Source organism: Bradyrhizobium sp. 41S5 (assembly GCF_011516665.3).
Lineage (GTDB): Bacteria > Pseudomonadota > Alphaproteobacteria > Rhizobiales > Xanthobacteraceae > Bradyrhizobium > Bradyrhizobium quebecense.
Genome location: NZ_CP083721.1, coordinates 2,796,612 through 2,815,951, shown reverse-complemented (window position 1 = coordinate 2,815,951; position 19,340 = coordinate 2,796,612). Strand labels below are relative to the sequence as shown.

The following is a 19,340-nucleotide window of genomic DNA, read 5'->3' as shown; positions in this document are numbered from 1 at the left end:
TGGGGATCGGTAGTAGAATGGGGCTCACGGCGAGAGTCCTTTCGACGGGAAGCGTTTGGCCACCCGTGGCTTGAGATCGAGTGCTCGCACTACAAGACACGGCGCGAGGTCGACCTTGCGGCGCTGCGGCGTCTCCCGACAACGTAGATCAGGAGCGCGAAGCGGAGCTACCCGCCTCGCTTCCCTGCCCTATTTCAATGCCCGATGTGATCGCGGATGCCATTTGCGACCTGCAGTATCATCGCCTTAGTAGTCGGAAGGTCGGCAAGCGCATTCAGCAGCCCAAAGTCGTGGATCGTGCCGTCGTAGCGCGTGGAGACCGTGGGCACGCCGGCGTCCTGAAGACGATGCGCGTAGGCCTCGCCTTCGTCGCGCAGAACATCGTTCTCGTCCGTGACCACCAGGGCTGGCGGAAGTCCGTTGAGGTGGTCCAGACTGGCGCGCAACGGTGAAACATAGGGATTGTCCCGTTCGGCCTTGGTGGGAGCATAGAGATCCCAGCCATACTTCATGAAGCCCCGGGTCAAAAAGCGATTGTTGGCAAACCTCTCATAGGAACAGGTGTCGACACCAGCGTCCGTGGCCGGCCACAATAGCGCCTGATAACTGATCTTTGGTCCCTTCCGATCCTTAGCCATGAGCGTGAGCGCGGCGGTCATGTCGCCGCCGACCGAATTACCAGCGACCGCAATGCGGTTTGGATCAGCACCGAGTTCTTCGGCATGTTTGGCTGTCCATTCAAGAGCAGCGTAAGCCTGATTCAGTTGAACGGGGTACTTGGCCTCCGGCAGGGTAGTATATTGCAGGAAGACCGCTGGCTGTCCGGACTCGACAACAATGTCGCGCACGAGACGTTTATGGTTCTCGAAATCCCCAACGATCCAGACGCCGCCGTGCAGAAACAGGATGACGCCAGGGTGTCCATCCATGTGGTCCGGCTTCATAACGAACAGCTTGACGTCACGGCCATCGACCGTGAGCAACTGTTCGCTGGTAGTGACACCGGACATATCGACCTTGGTCTCGTTCTGTAACGCCGTCAGAATGTCCTGCGGCTTGGGCTGCGGTAGCTCCCAGAATGGGGAGGAGTTCTTGTTAAGCTTGACGAGGAATTTTCGGACGGCCGGCCCTATTTCAAGGTCGTCAGCGATATCTGATGTTGCCGGTATCACGTGCTCCGAGCACGCTTTGGGCTTGAAGGGAGCTTTTGCGTTGCCCTCATCCTGGGCGAACGCGTTCGTCATCGCCAGGACAGGCAGCATACATGTCCCAATCAGCAGATACTTGAGTCGAGCCATCGAAAACCCCTTCTTAACAACCATCATTGGTCTTGCGCGAGAACCTTAGCTGTCCGTCCGGAGGTGATATTTCGAATACGCGCGCGATTTTTTAGTGATCGCATTTCGATTTATCAGAGCCAATTGCATCGCCGGTTGCGCGCTGGACGTTGCTCCTCTGCTGAGAGCTGCGGGCCACTAAATTCTTTATGGTCGCTTTCTCTGTGGGGCGGACGCGCTGGAAGTAGCTCAGAAGGCGGCGGGCCCGCTTCTGTCAAATGACTGATCCGATGACGGACGGTTCGAGACCAATGCACACGTGGGGGGAAGTCAACCGACCTTTGGAACGTATGGGAAGGTTGACGACGGTTTGGATGTAACCGATTCTTTGCCGATGCCGAGTCGGATGGGCGTATTCGCCGCCATCGAAAACATGACGTCGGGCGCGTTGTCTATGAGCGACCGCCCATTCCAATCAGCGAATCCGAACACTGCTGACGTTCCGACGACATACGGAAGAATGTTCGGGAAAAGGCGTTGGACGACCATTTCGGCATAGGCGTTCGGGCTCTCGGCGGTGCCAGAGGCGGCCACCACAGCGGCGATCGCTTTGGCGACAATTTCGCCATAGGTCGCGAAGTCGTCGGCTGGGCAATCGGCATTGAGCCGGTTGCCGAGCACCTCATTGTATTGGGTGAAGAGCGGGTGGATCATTGGCAGGCCCACCCGATTAATCGAACGCCATCCGCCCGCGTCGGTGGCGAGCGTGGCCACGCCCCAGACGCCGATGCGGCGGCGGCCGGGCGCGTCAGCGAGCAGCACTGTGTCTGGCACCTCCAGCACGATGGAATAGACCGTGTGGCCGGCGAACAGATTCCGAGCTTGGTTCGGATCCCATCCGGCAAGATTGACCGGGGTACCGTCTTGGAACGCATGTCCCACGGCGTGAAGCACCTCGGGCTCGATCCAGAAGGGATCGCCAGCTTGGCCGGCCCAGATGCGCACCCCCTCTGAGGTCGTGACCATCTCGCCCGTCGTTCCGCGCGCGACGACCGTGCCGGCAGCACCAGGATCGGCGGCGTTTGCCCCCCTGAGGCAGCGAAGGACATACGCTTGATCGCCGCGCTCGTCGCGCGCGTCGAATGTTATGCGATAGGTCACATCCTCGACCGCATCGCCGTCGCTATCGACCTTGAACTCGTACATGCCTTCCGGATGATAGCCCGGGACAGGAACGGGGCCGGCGATCGAGTGGCAGACATTGATCACGAAGACCGTGCCGATCTCACCCCGGAACAGGTAGAGATCGGTAATGTCGAGCCGGATGTCCTGGCGCGCAAGCGGCGAATCGAGGTGGTGGGACATGATCTCCTTCCTTCATCGTACAGTGCGCTTCAACGCGGACGCTTCGGCCGGTATTGTGTCGGGTCGAACCTCTGCCCGTCTTCGCCTAGAGGATTTCAAATTGAAGTGCCGGATTTTGAGATTCGCACGGTCTCGTCAGGATCGTTCCATTGGAGTAGAAGATCTGGCCATCCGGGATACTCTCGTGCATGCCAATTTCGTGCTGAAGAACCAGCCTAGACGATCGGTGGCGATCAAGTGCGGAAGCGCGACACAAATGCTTTTGGTGGAAAACTGACGACCTCGCATGGCAGGATGCGCTGGTGAGAGCAGATCTGCGCCTTGTGCCTTAGTCTTCCAGTGCTGCTTCACAATTCTGAGTCCAGGGAGACGTTGATGACAAGACGCCCGATAAAGGCGCCTCGGTCAGAGCGACGGCAACAAGATAGTGGAAATCGTGGGCGCGCCGCGTCACCTGTTCTCTATGGGCGCGAGGACGATATTGCCATTATTGACGGGCTGCTCGACCGTGTCCGTGACGGCGGCGCCGCACTGCTTGTCAGTGGCGAGCCGGGCATTGGAAAAACGGCATTGCTTGAGGTTGCGCAGGCTCGCGCTCAATCGCATGGAATGCGCGTACTCCGCCTCTGCGGCGTGACATCCGAGGCGCATCTGCCCTTTGGGGCGCTCCACCAGGCCGTTGGACCGATGCTGAAGGAGGCGAAATCGCTGCCGGCGCGCCAGCGCTCGGCTTTGCAGGCCGCCTTCGGCCTGAGCGATGCTGCGACTGCGCCGGACATATTCCTCAGCGGTCTGGCGACGCTCAATCTTCTGACCGCGAGTGCTGCGCGCAGACCCATCCTGCTGCTCGCGGACGACATCCAATGGCTCGACCAGCCCAGCAATGACGTACTCGCGTTCCTCTCCCGCCGACTGAGCTCCGATCCAATCGTTCTCTTGATGGCGATTCGGGAAGGCTCGGACCGGTCTTTTCCGTATTCGGACGGGTTGCGGCATCGACTGTCAAGGCTCAGCATGGCCGCGGCCGAACGCCTGCTCGACGCCGAGGCGCCCGATCTCTCGCTGGATCTGCGTCATCGTTTTCTGGACGAAGCGGCAGGCAATCCGCTCGCGTTGGTTGAGTTGCCGCGCGGTGAGCGCAGGTCGAAGATCGGCGAGACGCCATGGCTGCCGCTTACCGATCGCCTGGAGCGCGCCTTCCTGAGCAGGGTCTCGGGTCTTCCGACAGCCACCCGCACACTGTTGCTCGTGATCGCAGAGAACGACAGCAGATTGCTGCGCGAGGTATTTGACGCGGGCGAAGTGCTGCTTGGCGAGTGCGTCGGGCTTGACGTCCTCGCGCCGGCGGTGTCGGCGATGCTGATCGAGATTGACGAGACTGAAGTACGATTTCGGCACCCTCTCGTTCGTTCAGCGGTGCATCAGTCAGCGGGCCCAGAGATGCGCCACGATGTCCGTGCTGCACTGGCCCGCGTCATCAAGGACCAATCCGATCGTGCAATTTGGCATCGGATGGCGTCGACCGTCGGACCCGACGATACTCTGGCCGAGGAGCTCGACGAAGCTGCCGCGCGATCGCAACGTCGCGGCGCCCTGGCGATGGCAATACTCGCGCTGGAGAATGCGGCGCGACTGAGCAGCACGCGCGTGGCAAGAACCGAACGGCTGCTGCGCGCGGCCGGGTTTGCCGCCGACCTCGGGCAGCCGCAAACGGTGGAGCGTTTGATACGCGAGGCGGACCTGGATCAGACGCAGCCGCGCCTGCGGGCGCGGTTCGCCTGGGTCCGCGAGATCGGCCAGCCTCTGATGGTCAACGACCCTGGAGGGATTTTCGCACTGGTCCGCTTTGCCGAGGATGCGCGCGCTGACGGCGCCAACGGCCTGGCGCTCAATCTGCTGTGGCGTGCTAGTCAGCGCTGCTGGTGGGGCAATGCGAGCGACACAGTGCGCACTAGTATCCTTGCGGCCGCGAGTGAGCTGGGATTTCCACCGACCGATCCGCGCATGATCGCTATCGCTGGCTATGCCGAACCGCTAAAGCACGGGCATCATGTGTATCAGCAGCTTTCGGCGCACGCCCCTGCAGGTGTTGCGAACCCGGTGGCGGCGTGGACTCTGGGTCTCGCGGCCAATTCGATCGGCGCGTTCGACTACGGCGTCAGTTGGCTGACCGAGGCGAGTACGGCATTGCGTGAGCAGGGACGGCTCGGAGCGCTGGCACGGGTGCTGTTCGCGCGAAGCTTCGCAGAGACCGAGACAGGCGACTGGATGGGCGCAATAAAGAGTTCCGCGGAGTCGATACGGTTGGGTGAGGAAACGGGTCGAACGGCCTGGGTCTCCGCGGCGACAATCGTGCAAGCGAGACTCGCTGCGATGCGGGGCAATCTCGATGCCGCGGAGGCTCTCGTGGGGCACGCGGAGCGGCTGGTGCGGTTGCCGGGCGCCAGTTTTTGGCTGGCAATGTTGCAGAATGCACGCGGTATTGCCGCACTCGGGGCCGGCCGGCCCGCTGAGGCTTTCGAACACCTGCAGCGCGTGCACATGCCCGCGGATCCCGCGTTCAACACCAGCTTGCAGTTTTATTGGCTCGTTGACTACGTCGAGGCTGCCGTGTCATGCGGCCAGGGAGCCGCGGCCGCCGCGGTCATCGATGAGGTTGAGCGACGTGCGGCGCCCATGGCCGTGCCGTGGGTCCGGATGATGCTCTCCCACGGCAAGGCCCTGCTTGCCTCACCGGCCCGCGCGGAGGCGTTCTTTCAGGAGGGTCTCGGCACCATCGCGCAGAACTGGCCGTTTTTGCGCGGGCGATTGCTGCTGGCTTATGGCGAATGGTTACGGCGTCATCGACGCGTCATGGAGGCGCGCGCGCCTCTGCGAACGGCGCGCGACATCCTCGATGCGCTGGGAGCCCTGCCCTGGAGCGATCGGGCAAGACGGGAATTGCGCGCTGCAGGCGAAACGAGCCGCCCCCGGGCGAACCTCGTGCTCGACGAGCTGACGCCCCAGGAACTGCAAATTGCGGAACTCGCGGCCAGCGGACTTTCGAACAAGGAAATCGGCACACGACTTTATTTGTCCCACCGGACCGTCGGCTCGCACCTGTACCGGATCTTTCCGAAGCTCGGCATCACGACCCGGTCAGGTCTACGAGCGGCGTTAAGCCGCTCTCCTCAATCCGCCACCTGATCGGAGCGGAGCAAGACGAGTCATCTGGTCAGTCATTCGACTGAAGCGGCGTCATCCGAACTTCTGCTATCCCTGCCGGATCAATCAGCGAACCTGGATAGCAGTTTTGACAGACAGCAACACCCTTGAGCTATCTGGCAACGAACGGCGTGCGCCGCGAGCCATTTGGAAAACCACGCAGGGGCAATCCCGGATCCTGATTTCGCTTGAGAGGCCTCGGCCAAGTCGCGCCATCATACACAAGGAGAAGAAATGGCGGCTGCCCGACATCTCCGAAGACATGAATCTGCGAAACCCGAGATTGGTCATCTCACGTTGGCAAGGGACGAATCGACACGAACATTCATTTGAAATTTCCGGCGAGTATCACATCCTTGCAATCGTTCTTCAGCCTTCCCAGCTCTCGCTACAGCTCGGACCAAAACTGTTTCCCTGTCAAAAGATAGTTCCTGGCATGATCCAGATTACGCCGCCAGGACTTCCGGCGCGTGCCATCTACTCGCAACCTTATGATACCCTCCACTTTCACATTCCGAACGTGCTTCTAATGGAGTGCTTCGAGTGGTCTCACGGCAGATGGCCGCGGGATGGAGTTGCTCTCCGAGATCCTCTGCCCGCTCGGGACGCGCTGCTGCAGAAACTCGGAACGACACTAACATCGATTGCCGATATTGAAGGTTCGCACGGCAGCCTGTTTGCTGACTTTCTAAGCCTAGCAATCATTACGCACCTTCTCGGCCTCTACGGCGAGACCTCGCCTTCAAAAACTCGAAGGACCAGTGCACTTTCCAAATGGCGACTGAGACGCGCCGTCGAATTCATTGAGGCGCATCTCGAATCTCCGGTGGCGCTTGCTGATGTTGCGGGAGCTACCGGCCTAAGCTGTATGCATTTCGCAGCGCAGTTTCGCGCAGCCACTGGCGTTCGCCCTCATGAATATCTGCTACGCCGCCGTATCGCGAGAGCGCAGACCATGCTGGCGACAACAGATATGCCTATTGTTGAGCTGGCCTTGACGGTTGGATTCAGTTCCCAAGCACACTTCACAGTGGTCTTCAAACGTCTTTCCGGCCTAACACCCCTTCGATGGCGCCAAGTACATTGCTTACGATCATGACATCGCCTACCTGCTGCCGGGTAGTGTATTCAAATTAGACTCGCCTTCATAACTTGTTCGATCAAAGGGTCGGCCCCATAGCGGCGAGCTTATCGAGGTTCGGGGTCCGGCCGGCCATCAGACCTCGGTGATAGGCGCCGATATTCCACATGCCGATGTCGTCACCCATGATGACAACGATGTTGGGCCGCTGGCCGGTCGACGCAGGCGCCGCGGTCGGTTGTTGCGCTTCTGCGGGACTTGTCAGTCCGGCAGCCGAAAACGCCGAAGCTGCGACGAGAGAGCTACCGCTGAGCAACAGATCGCGGCGTTTCAAACCTGTGCTGGATGGCGAGCGCTGGGCTCGGAATTTTCTGGAATCTTGTCGCTGCTCATGACGTACTCCTCTTCCTGACGATGCAACGGAAACCGACATGGCTGGCGGACGTATCGATCGGCTCGGCATGGCGGGCGGCCGGACGATAACGGCGGCAGTAGTTAGGAGCGCAAAGATGCGAGCCGCCCTTGAGCACCTTGCGTGGAATCCTGATCTTCGGATCCCGTGGGTCGTAGCTTGCCGTCTCCGGACCACCGCGCGGGTTTTCCGGAATGCAACACGCCTTCGGCGCATCCGCCTCGTGCTTCGACGAGTACCAATCGGTGGTCCACTCCCAAGCGTTGCCGATCATGTCGTGCACACCGTAACCGTTGGCCGGGAACGCTGTGACCGGCGAAGTCCGCTCGAACCCGTCGGACGCCAAATTCTCGTGGGGGAAGTTGCCCTGCCAGGTGTTCGCCATATGCTTGCCGCCGGGCATCAGTTCGTCTCCCCAGGCAAACTCGGCGTCATCCAAGCCCCCGCGTGCGGCGAATTCCCATTCGGCTTCGGTCGGCAATTCCTTCCCGGCCCACTTTGCATAGGCTTCCACGTCACGATAGGCGACGTGCACGACCGGATGATCGTCGAGTCCGCGGAGGTTACTGTGCGGTCCATAGGGACGGCGCCAACTGGCCCCGAATCTAAACGTCCACCATTCGCCCCAATAGCGCAGGTCGACAGCTTGCTTGGGCGGTGTGAAGACGAGGGAGCCGGCCTTCAGCATGTGCGGCAATGCGTTGGGATAGTCCTTTGCATCGGGTGTCAGCTCGGCGAAGGTCAACCCGGTGGCGTTGATGAACTCCCGGAATTCAAGATTGGTGACGGGCGTTCGGTCTATCCAGAACCCGTCCACGACAACCCGGTGCGCCGGCGCCTCCTCCGGATAGTGCCCATCCGATCCCATGCGAAAAGCCCCGCCCGGAATATAAACCATTCCCTCTTCTGCGGAGCGCTCGACCGCTTGCCCTCGGGCATTTTTCGTACTGGTGAAACTCATTACAAATCCCGACCCACAGCGACCATCAGATTGCGGCATCGCGGCCTCTCGCACTATGCAGTTTCGGCAAAACTACCATCCTGCAAGGGGGCCGCCGGCTGCGGCAACAAAGCTTCACCGATGCCGCCGCCTGACACGATGAAGGTCTTGAAGCCGTTCGTCCGCAGGTAGGCACGCAACTTCAGCATGGGATGGTACACCAACTCGGTGTAAAGTCGTCTGAAGCGGTGATCGCGCGCGTTCGCAAGTCAGTCAGTGACGATCGTCTCAAACTCCACCGTTGTCATGTCGGCGTGAGTGACCGCGACCAGTTCGGCCAGGCCCTTTTCGCCGGAAGCCGCCACCGCCTTCAGGTCGCCATCCAGCACCGCCGCGAACGGCTGCTTGTCTTTTCATTCCGGATGCATCGGAGCCACGATTTTCACGCGGCCGAGCACAAAGGCGAGCTGCACATACATTGGTTGCTCGACCCAAAGCGTGCCGTCATTGTCGAAGGTTTCTATACGCTGATCGGGTGGCAGGAAATACGGCCCGCCGTGCTCCGTAACGCGCTCGACGAGGTCGACGATAGACGCCTTGGCGGTGCCGTCATTCCAGGAAGGCAGCGCAACGCGCTGCGCTCGTGCCATCACCGCGCTGGAGTGAAGTGAGGCTGAAAGCAAGGAAGCACCGACAGCGAAGAGAGAATGATGCGGCGATTAAAGTGAGGAGATCTCATGACTGGCTTCATGATCGTCTCCATTTGCTCTGGCACATACCGCCTAGTTGCTTGACGGGAGCAGCCTCAGCTTCTCTAGGGCTTGCCTCGACCGAGAATGAACCTGGCCTTTGCGGAAAGCCTTCGGCTTAATGAGGTCCGCGGAAGGCCCGTGACGAGAGGTGACTAGTACAACCGCTATGTCTGGCAGTGAAGTGGCCGGCTCGTTGGAGCCGACCACCTTGTTCGGACGTCGAAGTCATTCGCTCTGGTGGCCGGCCTTCTTCATTTCCGCGAGGATGCCGTCGAGGTTATAGGTCTCCGGCGCCTGCATCGGAGGGAAGTCCTTGTACGAGAAGAGCTCCTTTTCCCAGAGCAGTTGGCCGAGGGGCAGGATATTCCAGTCGTAGAGATAGGCTGTGCTCGGCGAGCCGATCGAACCGGCATAGCCCAGCAGCGATTTGGCATCGGAGCCGACTGTCTGCTCGAATGGGTCACGCTTGATGTTGGCGACCTGCGTCCAATGGAAGCTCTGCGCTCCGAACAACCCGCCGGTGCCGGTGTCCGGCACCATCGTGTAGTACATCTTCCAGTTCTTGTAGCGTACCGCCGATGGCTGCGCGCCGGTGTAGTAGAAGAAGACTTCGCGCGCCGACTTGTCCGTGCCTTCGAGATAGGCGCGCTGATCGACGCCGTCGAGCGTGGTCTTGACGATGCCGGGATAGCTTCCGGCCTCGATCTGCTTCTTCAAAGCGTCGCCCTTCGGCCCGCCGGCGATGTCGACCAGCGTCGGCAGCCAGTCGAGCGCTGACATCATCTCGTTCTTGACCGTGCCCGGCTTGATGTGACCCGGCCAGCGAACGACTAGTGGAGCGCGCATGCCACCTTCCCAGGTGGTCAGCTTGCCGCCCTTGAAGGGCGTGGTGCCACCATCGGGAAAGGTGATGTTCTCTGCGCCGTTATCTGTCGTGAAGACGATGATGGTGTTGTCGAGCTGACCCATATCCTCGAGCTTCTTGAGGACGTAGCCGATATTGTCGTCCATCTGCTTCATGCCGGCCTCGTTGAGGCCCCAGTCCTTGCCGCCGGGCTCGCCGATCATCGCCTCGTATTTGGGGGGCAACACGGTCGTAATGTGCATGCGGGCAGGGTTATACCAAACGAAGAACGGCTTGTTGGTCTTCTTGGGATCGTTGCGATCAAGATAGTCGATGACCTTCGCCGAGATTTCTTCGTCCACAGTTCGTGATCGGTCGAGCGTCAAGGGACCTTCGTCCTTGCAGGTCTGGTTCGCTTGCGAGCCGTCCGATGATTTGCAGGCAAGCACCGGCCGCGGCGGCGTCAGGCAGGTCGTTGTCCGCGGGTCGACAGCGCCGGGCACCTCGGCCAGACCCGGGACCGGCGTTGCTTTGCACGGCGGCGCGATCCCTTGCACGGTCGGGCTCTTATTGATGTCGGGGAAGCTCACTCCCTGCATCGCGTCGAGGTGGTACAGATACCCCCAGAACTCCTGGAAACCATGCGCAGTTGGTAGCGCCTCGGGATTGTCGCCAAGGTGATTCTTGCCAAACTCACCGGTGTTGTAACCGAGGTCGAGCAAGAACTTGGCGACGGCGGGGGTGCCAGGCCGCAGCCAGGACGGGCTGCCGGGCAGTTGCGGGGGAATCATGCCCGTGCGAAGCGGATGCATGCCGGTGAAGAAGGCATTGCGCCCAGCGGTGCAGCTCTGCTCGGCATAATATGTCATGAAGAGCGCGCCGTCGTTTCCGATGCGGTCAATGTTAGGCGTCTCGCCAACCATCAGCCCTCGATGATAGATGCTCGGCTGCATGATGCCGATGTCGTCGCCCATGATGAAGAGAATGTTCGGCTTGCCAGCCGGCGCCTGGGCGGATGCCGTCAGGTTCATTGCGGGCAGGCTTATTGCCGCCAAGGCAACACTTGAAACCAGCTTGCTTCTTAAGCTTTTACTGATGTTCATGACTACAGCTCCTCCGATTGCGAATCGCGATGCGTGTTTAGGAAAGATCCTTCGGATTCCGGCGCTTGGTTGCAGGCAACAGATCATTTTTGCCAACGGCTATCGCCGTGGCCGTCCGCTGCCTGTCGATATCGATCTTCCTAGGTACCTGTAGGGCGCGCTATGCGACTTCGGCAGAACCTTTTAGATCATTCCGCTTTTGATCGAGCGCGGCGCAGCGTTGACGACGGCATTTCGCCGAACACGGCCCGGTAAGCCACGGCGAAGCGTCCGAGCTCAACGAATTGATGGTCGCGCGCGATCGCCGCCACACTTGTCGTCTTCGGATCGGCGCGCCGCAATGCCGCACGCGCCATGTTTAGGCGGCGCAACAAGTAGTATCGGGTCGGGCTCATGCCCAGAAACTCGGCGCAGCACTGTCGCAGGGTTCGTTCCGGCACGCCGATTGCCGCGCAGAGCTGCGACACATTCAAATGCGGCTCGCTTCGAGCTGCCAAGGCTTCCTCGAAGCGGATCATGACATCGCTGTGACGTCGTCTCCGTCTTGGGCTTTCGGCGGCAGAGCCGGTTGTCAGGCAATTGACAAGCGCGTGAAGCAACTCTTGCTCGAGGGCTCGCGCAACCTCCGGATTGGCGATTAGCGCACGTTTGTTTTCAGCGAGCCGACACACCTTTGAAAATAGCCCTAGCAAGCCTTTTGCGGCATCGTGCGCGGGCCGCGTGACCTGGCCTTGTGACGGCGGCCTGATGCTTTGCCCGGTCAGTGCCCTGCTGCAAGCCGCGAGCTGCTCTGGTGGAAGGGATATAAGCCCCCAAACGCCTTCCGCATCGGTCCGCTGATGGGCGCGCTCGCCGAGGCTATGGAATACGAAATCGCCGAAATTCAAGCCAACCCCGCAATACGCAAAGGACGATTCTCCGCTCGCGGGGAACGAGATGATCGCCTGGGCCGGCGGCAGCACAAGAAAGCCGATGCGCGGGATATTCTCCCGCCCGCGAACCACGTGCAGGCCGCCCACATTCAACCACGTCAGTCGCCCGTTGAAATCTCCCCCGGCGGTGACGAAGAGGCTGAGCCTCGCAGCTCCAATTGCGGCGCTGTAGTCTTCGGGACTGGCAAACGTGGCTGTGCCGTGCTCCGCCATCCAGGCCGTCTCATTCGATGCGTGCCGTCATCGCAAACCGCAATGGCCGAACGTGCAGGATGGAAGATCAGAGGTGATCCGGCTATGCAACTTCGGAAGCTGAGGGCGCTTTCCGGGACGGCGTTCTGTTTCCGCCCTGGGCGCCGTTTTAGGATGTAGCTGGTCAGCAGTGCTCGGAAGTGTTGCTAGAACGCATTACGAGCGGAAGAGTTACGGTTTTCGCCGTTTCGCATAGCCTCTCCCAAAACTTAGGATAGTCTTTGCACGAGAGTACTATGAGGCCACGCGGATGCAGCGCGATCGGCGAAGTGCAAGGCACCTTTGGCTCTCGCTGCCCAGCGCAATCGGCGCGGTGCTCATTCTTTTTCCCGAAGCTTCACTTGCGGACGAAAGCGGCATTTCGTTCTGGCTGCCCGGCTAGGTCAGCAGTCTCCCCGCAGTCCCGCAGGCGGCGCCGGGCTGGGCCATGGGAACGGTCTACTATCACACCAGTGTGGCGGCTTCCGGTGCGGTCGCCGCGGCAAGAGAGATCCAGATCCGCGGATTTTCGCCGACCGTCAATGTCAGCTTCAATGCCAGTTTGAACGCGCAAGCGGATCTCGTGCTGCTTAACCCGACCTATACTTTCGGTACCCCGGTTCTCGGCGGCCAACTTGCGGTCGGTGTCATCGGACTATTCGGTTGGTCGGCCGCGACCATCGATGGAACGCTGACAACGGGGTTTGGAGCCCGTGCTGTGCAGCACCATCCAAGCCGGACCTAGCAATATCGACTATGCGAAAACGGCAGCTCAATCCATCGCGGCGCTCCCATCAAGCGTCTACTGGTAGGTAACGCCAGCGAGCGACGATGGGCGCCCGAGCCGTTCGGGCTTGTCTTGCACCGGCCTGCGCAACGTTTCCGAGGGAGACTCCCCAAACAAGTTTCGATAAGAAACTGAAAATCGGCCCAGCTCCCAGAAGCCGTGATCGGTAGCTACCCGCGTGACGGTCGTCATCACGGGATCTGCGCGCAATAGTGCGCGGCGTACCAGATGCATTCGTCGCAGGGAGAGATAACGGATCGGCCCCATTCCCAGATGCTCCACGCAGGCGACACGGAGCGTCCGCTCCGCTGTATTCAGAGCCGCGCAGATTTCTGTCAGGTACAGCGGTCGGTCGTGGTTTGCTTCCAAAAGCTCTTCTAACCGCAAAACAATTATATTGTGACGACGACCGCCGCCGCTTATCTCGGCCTGCTCGCCCTCTGTTAGGCACCTGACCATCAAGTGGATTAGCTGCTGCTCCAGGGAACGAGCCACTTCGGTCAGCTCTAGAATGTCGGGTGTCGCCTTGGCCATTTGCCCGATGATCTCATGCAACGTCCGCAATCGCGTCATCAAGTAAGGGTTGGGCCGAACGACGTGCTTGTACGGAGAAGGTTCATACTTGCCGCCCATGAGCGCTTGGCACGCTGCATCAAAATCATCATCAGTCAGAGACATTCCGCCACAGCGGCTGTTGCCCGCGCTTTTTTATATGCATCACATCGGAGTTAGTAACTATCTCACAAGGCGAAATGTTCGCGCCGCGATGTTGAATATCTCTACGTCGGTGAGGAAGCCAATCACTTTGCGTCCCGGTCTGACAGTGCCGACCTGGACTTGCGGTAGTGTTTCGTGGAGACGCTGCATCCAGAGTTTGTTCAAATTGATCTGCGTCAACTCCGCGCGAAATTCTCCTTTGGTCGTCGGGAATATCTCCCAATCCGCAGCTCGAATAGCCGCCTGATAGAGAAACGGATCTCTAAACGCGAAAATCTGGCTCGAAGGCATTTTCATTCCCCCCGATTCTCGTCCGCTTCGCCTGATGCTTGGTGCAACGCATGCGTTGATAGATGTGCTTTCACTTCTTCGACGACCAAGATAGGCATGCTCGCCATGCTTGGTATTTTTACACGGTGCTCCTGACGATCATATTTCGGCAAAGCTCCCACCAGGCATGCGGCTGCTCACAATGCAGGCAACACCAATGTGCCGCGCAACGCCACAACGACCACGTTACTGTAAGACAACGCTCAGTTGATCGCTCAAACCCCGAACAGCTTCCGATCAGATTGGCCTGGTCCATTCGCCCAGCTCAGTTTGTCAGTTAAGCCGACGCTTTATGATTAGTCTGCGCATGAGTTGGGCTGGGCCGAGCGATTTCGATTGTGCGAAAATGGCGACTCGGGGCAGATAAAGCCGCCCTCGAAGGGCCTAGCGGTGGTGGACGCGCAGCCAGCTGCGAAGGCCGCTTCAACACTCCGGGCCTGTCTTTCGCACCCTGACGCAACGTTTCCGAGGGACACTCGCCAAACACGTTGCGATAAGAAACTGAGAATCGGCCAAGCTCCCAGAAGCCGTGGTCGGTCGCAATCCGCGTGACGGTAACGGTCGAGGGATCCGCGCCCAAGAGCGCACGGCGCACCAGGTGCATTCTTCGCAAATAAAGATAGCGGATCGGGCCCATTCCCAGATGCTCTTGGCAGGCGGCCCGGAGTGTTCGCTCTGCGACACCTATCGCGGTGCAAATCTCCATCAAATACAGCGGCCGTTTGGGATTCTCTTGCAGGAAGCCCTCGAGCCGCGCGACGATCAGACCATGGCGGTGACTACCGGCCGTCACTTCTGACGACGCGCTTTCGTCCAGGCATCTCATCATCAATTGGATCAGTTGTTGTTCGAGAGCACGCGACACCTCAGGTATCGCGAGCACATCGGGGGTCATCTCCGCCATTTGTCCAACCATCTCATGCGCCATCAACAGTCGCGACATGAGGTCAGAATTCGGTCGCACAACAAGCTTGAGAGTTGCTTCCGAGTTTTCGCGACCGGTTATGGCTGCGTAAGCCGCCGCGAAGTCGTCGTGCGTCAGAGACATCGATCCCCAGTGGTGGTTCGCCCTGTTTCGTTGATGTTGGGAACCTGTCCTCAGGATGATAATATCACCCAGCAAGACTTCATGACCGCAGTATACCATCACCTGCTCCCCGGTGAGGAACGTAATCGTTTTGCGACCGGGCTTGGCGGACCCAGCGACGACGTGCGGCAGATTTTCATGGCCGCGCTCCATCCGCAGCTTTTCCAAATCGATTTGCGTTAACTCTGCCCGAAACTTACCCGTGCACGTGGGAATGACTTCCAAATCGAAGACGCGCAGAGCTGCCTGATACGGCAATGGATCGGAAAAGACGAAAGAGTTGGTGAAGGGCATCCCACACTCCTTGCCGAACTGGAAAATTGTTTGCCGCGCGAGAGCGGCGTCCAAATTCTATAAGAGATCGTTGGCGTTTCGCTCCGGGGACGAAAGGCCTGATCCGTCATGGCCTGGATTGCAATAGATAGTGGTGTCTTCAATCAGGGAAAAACAGTTCCTTAATGGGTCAGGAACCTGACACAAAACCTATGCGTGTGCAAAGCAAAAGAGACGGCGACCGGGCTCTTGGGTACTGACGATTTTCATCGCATTGCGCCTTCCTCTCACAATCAAGAATCTGACGGCCGGGAAGATCGCCTTCTAATCCTTCTCACTTCGACCAGGTCCACCCTAGGGTAGCCGTGTCCAAAACGGCATCGAGACCTCTGTATTTCAACAAATCGCCAACGGAGTTGCATGCGGGGCGACCGAATAGGGCGGCGGATGAAATTCTTGATCTCGGCGGGCTTGGCTGATTTGTCGTCGATGAAATTGACATCAAGCGCCCGAAAGAGCGGGGTGCCATCCCGGAATCTTCTGCAATCCGGCCGCTTCTGCATATTCGATTGATTGAAAATGCCTCATACGATCGGTAGCGCGCCATCCGCACTGGGAGGCAACGTTTACCTAAGTCCCTGGCTTGGGTCGCGCCAAGGCGCCTTTGTTAGCAATAGTGGGGATGGCTTCAAATGAAACGATCCGCAAAACGCCGTCGTTGGCTGATCACTCTCGGGGCCGTGCCAGTCGTCTATTTCATATCGGCCTACCTCGTGTTGCCCGCGATGTGGCGCCACCATGAGCATGAGCCAAATTTGACGAATCTGCCCATGGTGACACGTACCTCTGCCGGCATTCCCGGCGACGCTCTAAACGTCGGGCTTGTCGGCGGCAAGGAAGACATCATTCGCGCCATGAACGCCGCTGAATGGTTTCCCGCCGATCCGATCACGTTGAGAACGAGCATCGAAATCATCGGCAGCGTCATGCTTGACCGCCCATACCGGGACGCGCCCGTTAGTCCGCTCTACTATCAAGGGAAAGAGGAACAGCTTGCTTTCGAGAAGCCAGACGGTAGGAGCGCCGATCGGCGGCACCATGTCCGGCTGTGGCAGGTTCTTGAAAAAGGTACAGATGGTCGCCCAGTTTGGCTCGGGTCGATCACCTTCGATCGTGGTGTCGGACTAAGCCACGACACGGGCCAAGTCACCCATCATATCGGACCGGATATTGATGCTGAACGTGACCTGCTGATGCATGATCTGAAGGTGGCTGGCATGGTCGAGGCGTTTTTCCAGATTTCCGGAATAGGACCGACCCTCTTCGGTCGAAATGGAGAAGGCGACGCCTATTACACAGATGGAGAAATCGACGTCGCCCGCCTGGTCGTGAACGGTGCCAGGAGAACCCAACCACCAACTGAATTGCCGCCTCCGACCCTGATTGCCCTCAAAGATCAAGCCTGGCACGGAATCAGCAGGCAATTCGCCCAGTGACGCTGTCGCGGCTTCGGCAGGGGGCGATCCTGGCAACGCGGGCGCTAACGCTCGAAGACTCTCTTGCCTCTGATGGAGACCTGTACGATACGGATGAAGGCCGGCACAACCGCCGTGCTCCGCCTAGCCGCGAACACGATGGTTTCCATTCCGGTCATCTCTGCGTGGCAAAGAGGCCGCTCGCGGACTAGATGCTTACACATTTGAGTTCCTTCCGAGGCATCGCGAACGTCTGCTGTTGCGACTCGATTGCGCTACCTAATGGGCGGGAGCAAACCAGCAGTCTGTTGCGGTCGTTCAAGCAGCCTTCTCTTTAGCTTCAGTCTGTAGGTCGGCTTCGGTGAAGCCATAGCCGCCGGGGCGCAGCGCCGAATGCTCGCGCTTGGAGTGGACTAGCGGGTAGAACATCTGCGTCGTCCAGCGCTCCGGGCCAAAAAGAATGTCGTCCTGCAGGCCGATCTTTGCCGGATATTTGCGCGTGATATGCGCCGTGCCGAATAGCACGTCCCAGAAGAACAGCAGATTGCCGAAGTTGCCCTTGTAGTGGCCGATGCCATCTTCGTTAGTAAGAGCGTGGTGCGCCCAGTGCGTGGCTGGCGTGGAGATGGTGCGCTCCAGCACCCACATCAGCGGATGCAGCGCGCGGATCCGGTACAGCGGCGCGTCCCACGCCCAGGCGCAGTGCGCGCCCAGGATGACCGCCAACTTGATCACCAGGTACGCCGCGTAGACCGGGCCGAAACCCAGGTACACCGCCACGCCGCCGATCCACAGGCCCGGCATCATCAGGTAGTAGAAGAAGTTGTTGCGGTAGGTGATGCGCACGCTCATGTAGGCCGCGCTGTGGTGCGCGCGGTGCAGCGGCCACAGCAGCGGCGTGTGCGAGGCGCGGTGCCAGAGGTACTGCGTGAGGTCATCGCCGATCAGCAGCAAGCCGGCCATGGCCCACCACGGCAGGTTGGCCCAGGCGTTGTGCTGCGCGGGCATGAGCCAGTTGCACAAGGCGTTGCTGCCCAGCAGTGCGATCGGCTGGGTGATGGCGAGCAGGCTGACGAACATCAGCACCTCGAGCCAGGCGTCGTTGGCTGTCGCGCTGCCGCGCACGGCGGCCTGGTAGCGCCGGGTGATGAACTCCATGGCCGCAAAGCCTAGGATGCAGGCGCCGATCAGGAGGTATTGCAGTTGCGAGCTCATGTGGGGCGTCTCCTACTCTCATCTTTTGTGTTGTGAGCGCGACATTAGGAGTGCGGTCATGATGCGTCCAATGCATAATCCACATCATTCTAATGCATGGGGAGCAACACCATGGATTTGCGCCGCCTCAGCCACGTCGTCGCCCTTGCCGACACTCTGCATTTCGCCCGCGCAGCCGAAGCCGTCCACTTGAGCCAGCCGGCTTTTAGCCGCAGCATTCAGGCCATCGAGAGCGAGCTAGGTATCCGCCCGTTCGAACGCGACGTTGGTGATGTCCGCCCCACCCCGGCCGGCGAATTCGTCATCGAGCGAGCGCGCAAGCTGTTGTTCGAGGCACGGTGCCTGCAACGCGACGTAGATCTTTACCGCGACAGCCAGCTCGGCGACACGCCCTTCGGTGTCGGACCGCTGCTGACGGCCACCCTGATGCCACGCGCGCTTGTGGCGCTGCGCCGCGAGCATCCGCAGGTGGCGCTGCGCATGGAGGTCGGCAACTGGTTGCAGTTGCTGGAGAGCCTGCGTTCCGAGAACATCGAGTTCTTTGCCGCCGATGTGCGCGACATGCCCAGGGATGCCGCGCTGGACATCCAGCTGATCGGGGGGCAACCGGCCCACCTCTACGTGCGAGCAGGCCACCCGCTAGCCGGCCGCGAGCACACGCTGCAGGAAGTCTGGGCATACGGTCTCGCGGTGCCGAAGCTACTGAGCCCCTCAAAGGTGGAACTAGCCGCCCTGCTGGGCCTGCCTGAGGGCCAGGAGGTCACCATTGCGCTCGAGTGCGACAACTATGGCATGCTCAAGACGGTCGCGCTCACCACGGATACCGTTCTGGGTGCGACGACCGCGGCGGTAGGGGAGGAGCTGGAATCCGGGAGGCTCGTCCGACTTATCGTGCACGGCTGGCAATCGCCGACGTCGACCACGGGCATTGTGCGTTTGCGAGGGAGAACCTCGTCGCCGGCAGCTAAAGTAGCCATTTCAGCGATTGTGCGCGCCGCGGGCGAGATCAACGTGTAGGCTTTACAGCACCGGCGCATGGTTCGGTCAGATGTTTTTGCAATGTCAGGACCGATGTCAGGACGGAGCGAGAGGCTGGAGCTCTCATTGAAAATTTAAGACCGCTCTTGGCGGGCTGCGCCTTCGAATAATCGACCGGTGTATGGAAGTCCGAGTCGAGCAAGCACCACAAACTGATAAGTTCCAGCCGATCTGTGTTTATTGGCTGGCCATCTGGCCAGCCCGTATCCTTTCGATCTTCATGAAATTTCGGTGCGATGCATCTTTTACAAATACGCGCAGGTTTCGTCGCGCGCTC

General features: G+C 59.8%; 14 protein-coding genes and 2 pseudogenes. 5 read left to right on the top strand and 11 right to left on the bottom strand.

Going from position 1 to position 19,340, the window contains the following annotated elements; all coding sequences use genetic code 11:
- Window positions 1-194: 194 nt before the first annotated feature.
- Together HAP47_RS13210 and HAP47_RS13205 are read right to left on the bottom strand one after the other, a co-directional pair.
- The gene (locus HAP47_RS13210) at window positions 195-1,298 is read right to left on the bottom strand and encodes an alpha/beta hydrolase (protein ID WP_173637875.1); all 1,104 of its coding nucleotides are present in this window, start codon (window positions 1,296-1,298) and stop codon (window positions 195-197) included.
- A gap of 309 nt (window positions 1,299-1,607) precedes the next feature.
- Window positions 1,608-2,642, bottom strand: a complete 1,035-nt coding sequence (locus HAP47_RS13205; protein ID WP_173637876.1) for a DUF4331 family protein — start codon at window positions 2,640-2,642, stop codon at window positions 1,608-1,610.
- Between the two features lie 375 nt (window positions 2,643-3,017).
- Between HAP47_RS13205 and HAP47_RS13200 the strand changes: the two genes are divergently transcribed.
- Both HAP47_RS13200 and HAP47_RS13195 read left to right on the top strand, forming a co-directional pair.
- Window positions 3,018-5,828 (top strand): ATP-binding protein, encoded by a 2,811-nt coding sequence (locus tag HAP47_RS13200; RefSeq protein WP_173637877.1) that lies wholly within the window; start codon window positions 3,018-3,020, stop codon window positions 5,826-5,828.
- A gap of 106 nt (window positions 5,829-5,934) precedes the next feature.
- A complete protein-coding gene (locus HAP47_RS13195; RefSeq protein ID WP_173637878.1) occupies window positions 5,935-6,945 on the top strand; it encodes a helix-turn-helix domain-containing protein in 1,011 nt (336 codons plus the stop codon).
- A gap of 73 nt (window positions 6,946-7,018) precedes the next feature.
- Here the strand turns inward: HAP47_RS13195 and HAP47_RS13190 are convergent.
- The 5 genes and pseudogenes from HAP47_RS13190 to HAP47_RS13170 all read right to left on the bottom strand — a co-directional run.
- Window positions 7,019-7,243, bottom strand: a pseudogene (locus HAP47_RS13190) (arylsulfatase); the annotation flags it as partial.
- Window positions 7,244-7,316: 73 nt separating this feature from the next.
- The gene (locus HAP47_RS13185) at window positions 7,317-8,300 is read right to left on the bottom strand and encodes a formylglycine-generating enzyme family protein (RefSeq protein WP_173637879.1); all 984 of its coding nucleotides are present in this window, start codon (window positions 8,298-8,300) and stop codon (window positions 7,317-7,319) included.
- 119 nt (window positions 8,301-8,419) lie between these two features.
- Window positions 8,420-8,929, bottom strand: a pseudogene (locus HAP47_RS13180) (haloacid dehalogenase-like hydrolase); the annotation flags it as partial.
- A gap of 327 nt (window positions 8,930-9,256) precedes the next feature.
- On the bottom strand, window positions 9,257-10,906 hold the full coding sequence (locus HAP47_RS13175) for an arylsulfatase (RefSeq protein ID WP_173640520.1): 1,650 nt from the start codon (window positions 10,904-10,906) through the stop codon (window positions 9,257-9,259).
- Between the two features lie 260 nt (window positions 10,907-11,166).
- Window positions 11,167-12,123 carry an AraC family transcriptional regulator gene (locus HAP47_RS13170; RefSeq protein WP_173637880.1) on the bottom strand — a complete coding sequence of 319 codons (957 nt, stop codon included), beginning with the start codon at window positions 12,121-12,123 and terminating at the stop codon, window positions 11,167-11,169.
- 466 nt (window positions 12,124-12,589) lie between these two features.
- On the opposite strand from HAP47_RS13170, the gene HAP47_RS13165 reads away from it, so the two are divergent.
- Window positions 12,590-12,886 (top strand): hypothetical protein, encoded by a 297-nt coding sequence (locus HAP47_RS13165; RefSeq protein ID WP_173637881.1) that lies wholly within the window; start codon window positions 12,590-12,592, stop codon window positions 12,884-12,886.
- Window positions 12,887-12,943: 57 nt separating this feature from the next.
- On the opposite strand, the gene HAP47_RS13160 is transcribed toward HAP47_RS13165, so the two are convergent.
- The 3 genes from HAP47_RS13160 to HAP47_RS13150 all read right to left on the bottom strand — a co-directional run bounded on the left by HAP47_RS13160 (window position 12,944) and on the right by HAP47_RS13150 (window position 15,356).
- Window positions 12,944-13,606, bottom strand: coding sequence for an AraC family transcriptional regulator (locus HAP47_RS13160; RefSeq protein WP_173637882.1), 663 nt, complete (start codon window positions 13,604-13,606; stop codon window positions 12,944-12,946).
- A gap of 57 nt (window positions 13,607-13,663) precedes the next feature.
- On the bottom strand, window positions 13,664-13,942 hold the full coding sequence (locus tag HAP47_RS13155) for a hypothetical protein (protein WP_173637883.1): 279 nt from the start codon (window positions 13,940-13,942) through the stop codon (window positions 13,664-13,666).
- Window positions 13,943-14,252: 310 nt separating this feature from the next.
- Window positions 14,253-15,356 (bottom strand): AraC family transcriptional regulator, encoded by a 1,104-nt coding sequence (locus HAP47_RS13150; protein ID WP_173637884.1) that lies wholly within the window; start codon window positions 15,354-15,356, stop codon window positions 14,253-14,255.
- Window positions 15,357-16,027: 671 nt separating this feature from the next.
- Between HAP47_RS13150 and HAP47_RS13145 the strand changes: the two genes are divergently transcribed.
- On the top strand, window positions 16,028-16,831 hold the full coding sequence (locus HAP47_RS13145) for an LssY C-terminal domain-containing protein (protein ID WP_173637885.1): 804 nt from the start codon (window positions 16,028-16,030) through the stop codon (window positions 16,829-16,831).
- 297 nt (window positions 16,832-17,128) lie between these two features.
- Here the strand turns inward: HAP47_RS13145 and HAP47_RS13140 are convergent, their stop codons facing one another.
- Window positions 17,129-18,025 carry a sterol desaturase family protein gene (locus HAP47_RS13140; RefSeq protein ID WP_173637886.1) on the bottom strand — a complete coding sequence of 299 codons (897 nt, stop codon included), beginning with the start codon at window positions 18,023-18,025 and terminating at the stop codon, window positions 17,129-17,131.
- A 111-nt stretch (window positions 18,026-18,136) separates the two neighbouring features.
- On the opposite strand from HAP47_RS13140, the gene HAP47_RS13135 reads away from it, so the two are divergent.
- Window positions 18,137-19,042 (top strand): LysR family transcriptional regulator, encoded by a 906-nt coding sequence (locus HAP47_RS13135; protein WP_173637887.1) that lies wholly within the window; start codon window positions 18,137-18,139, stop codon window positions 19,040-19,042.
- Window positions 19,043-19,340: the final 298 nt, after the last annotated feature.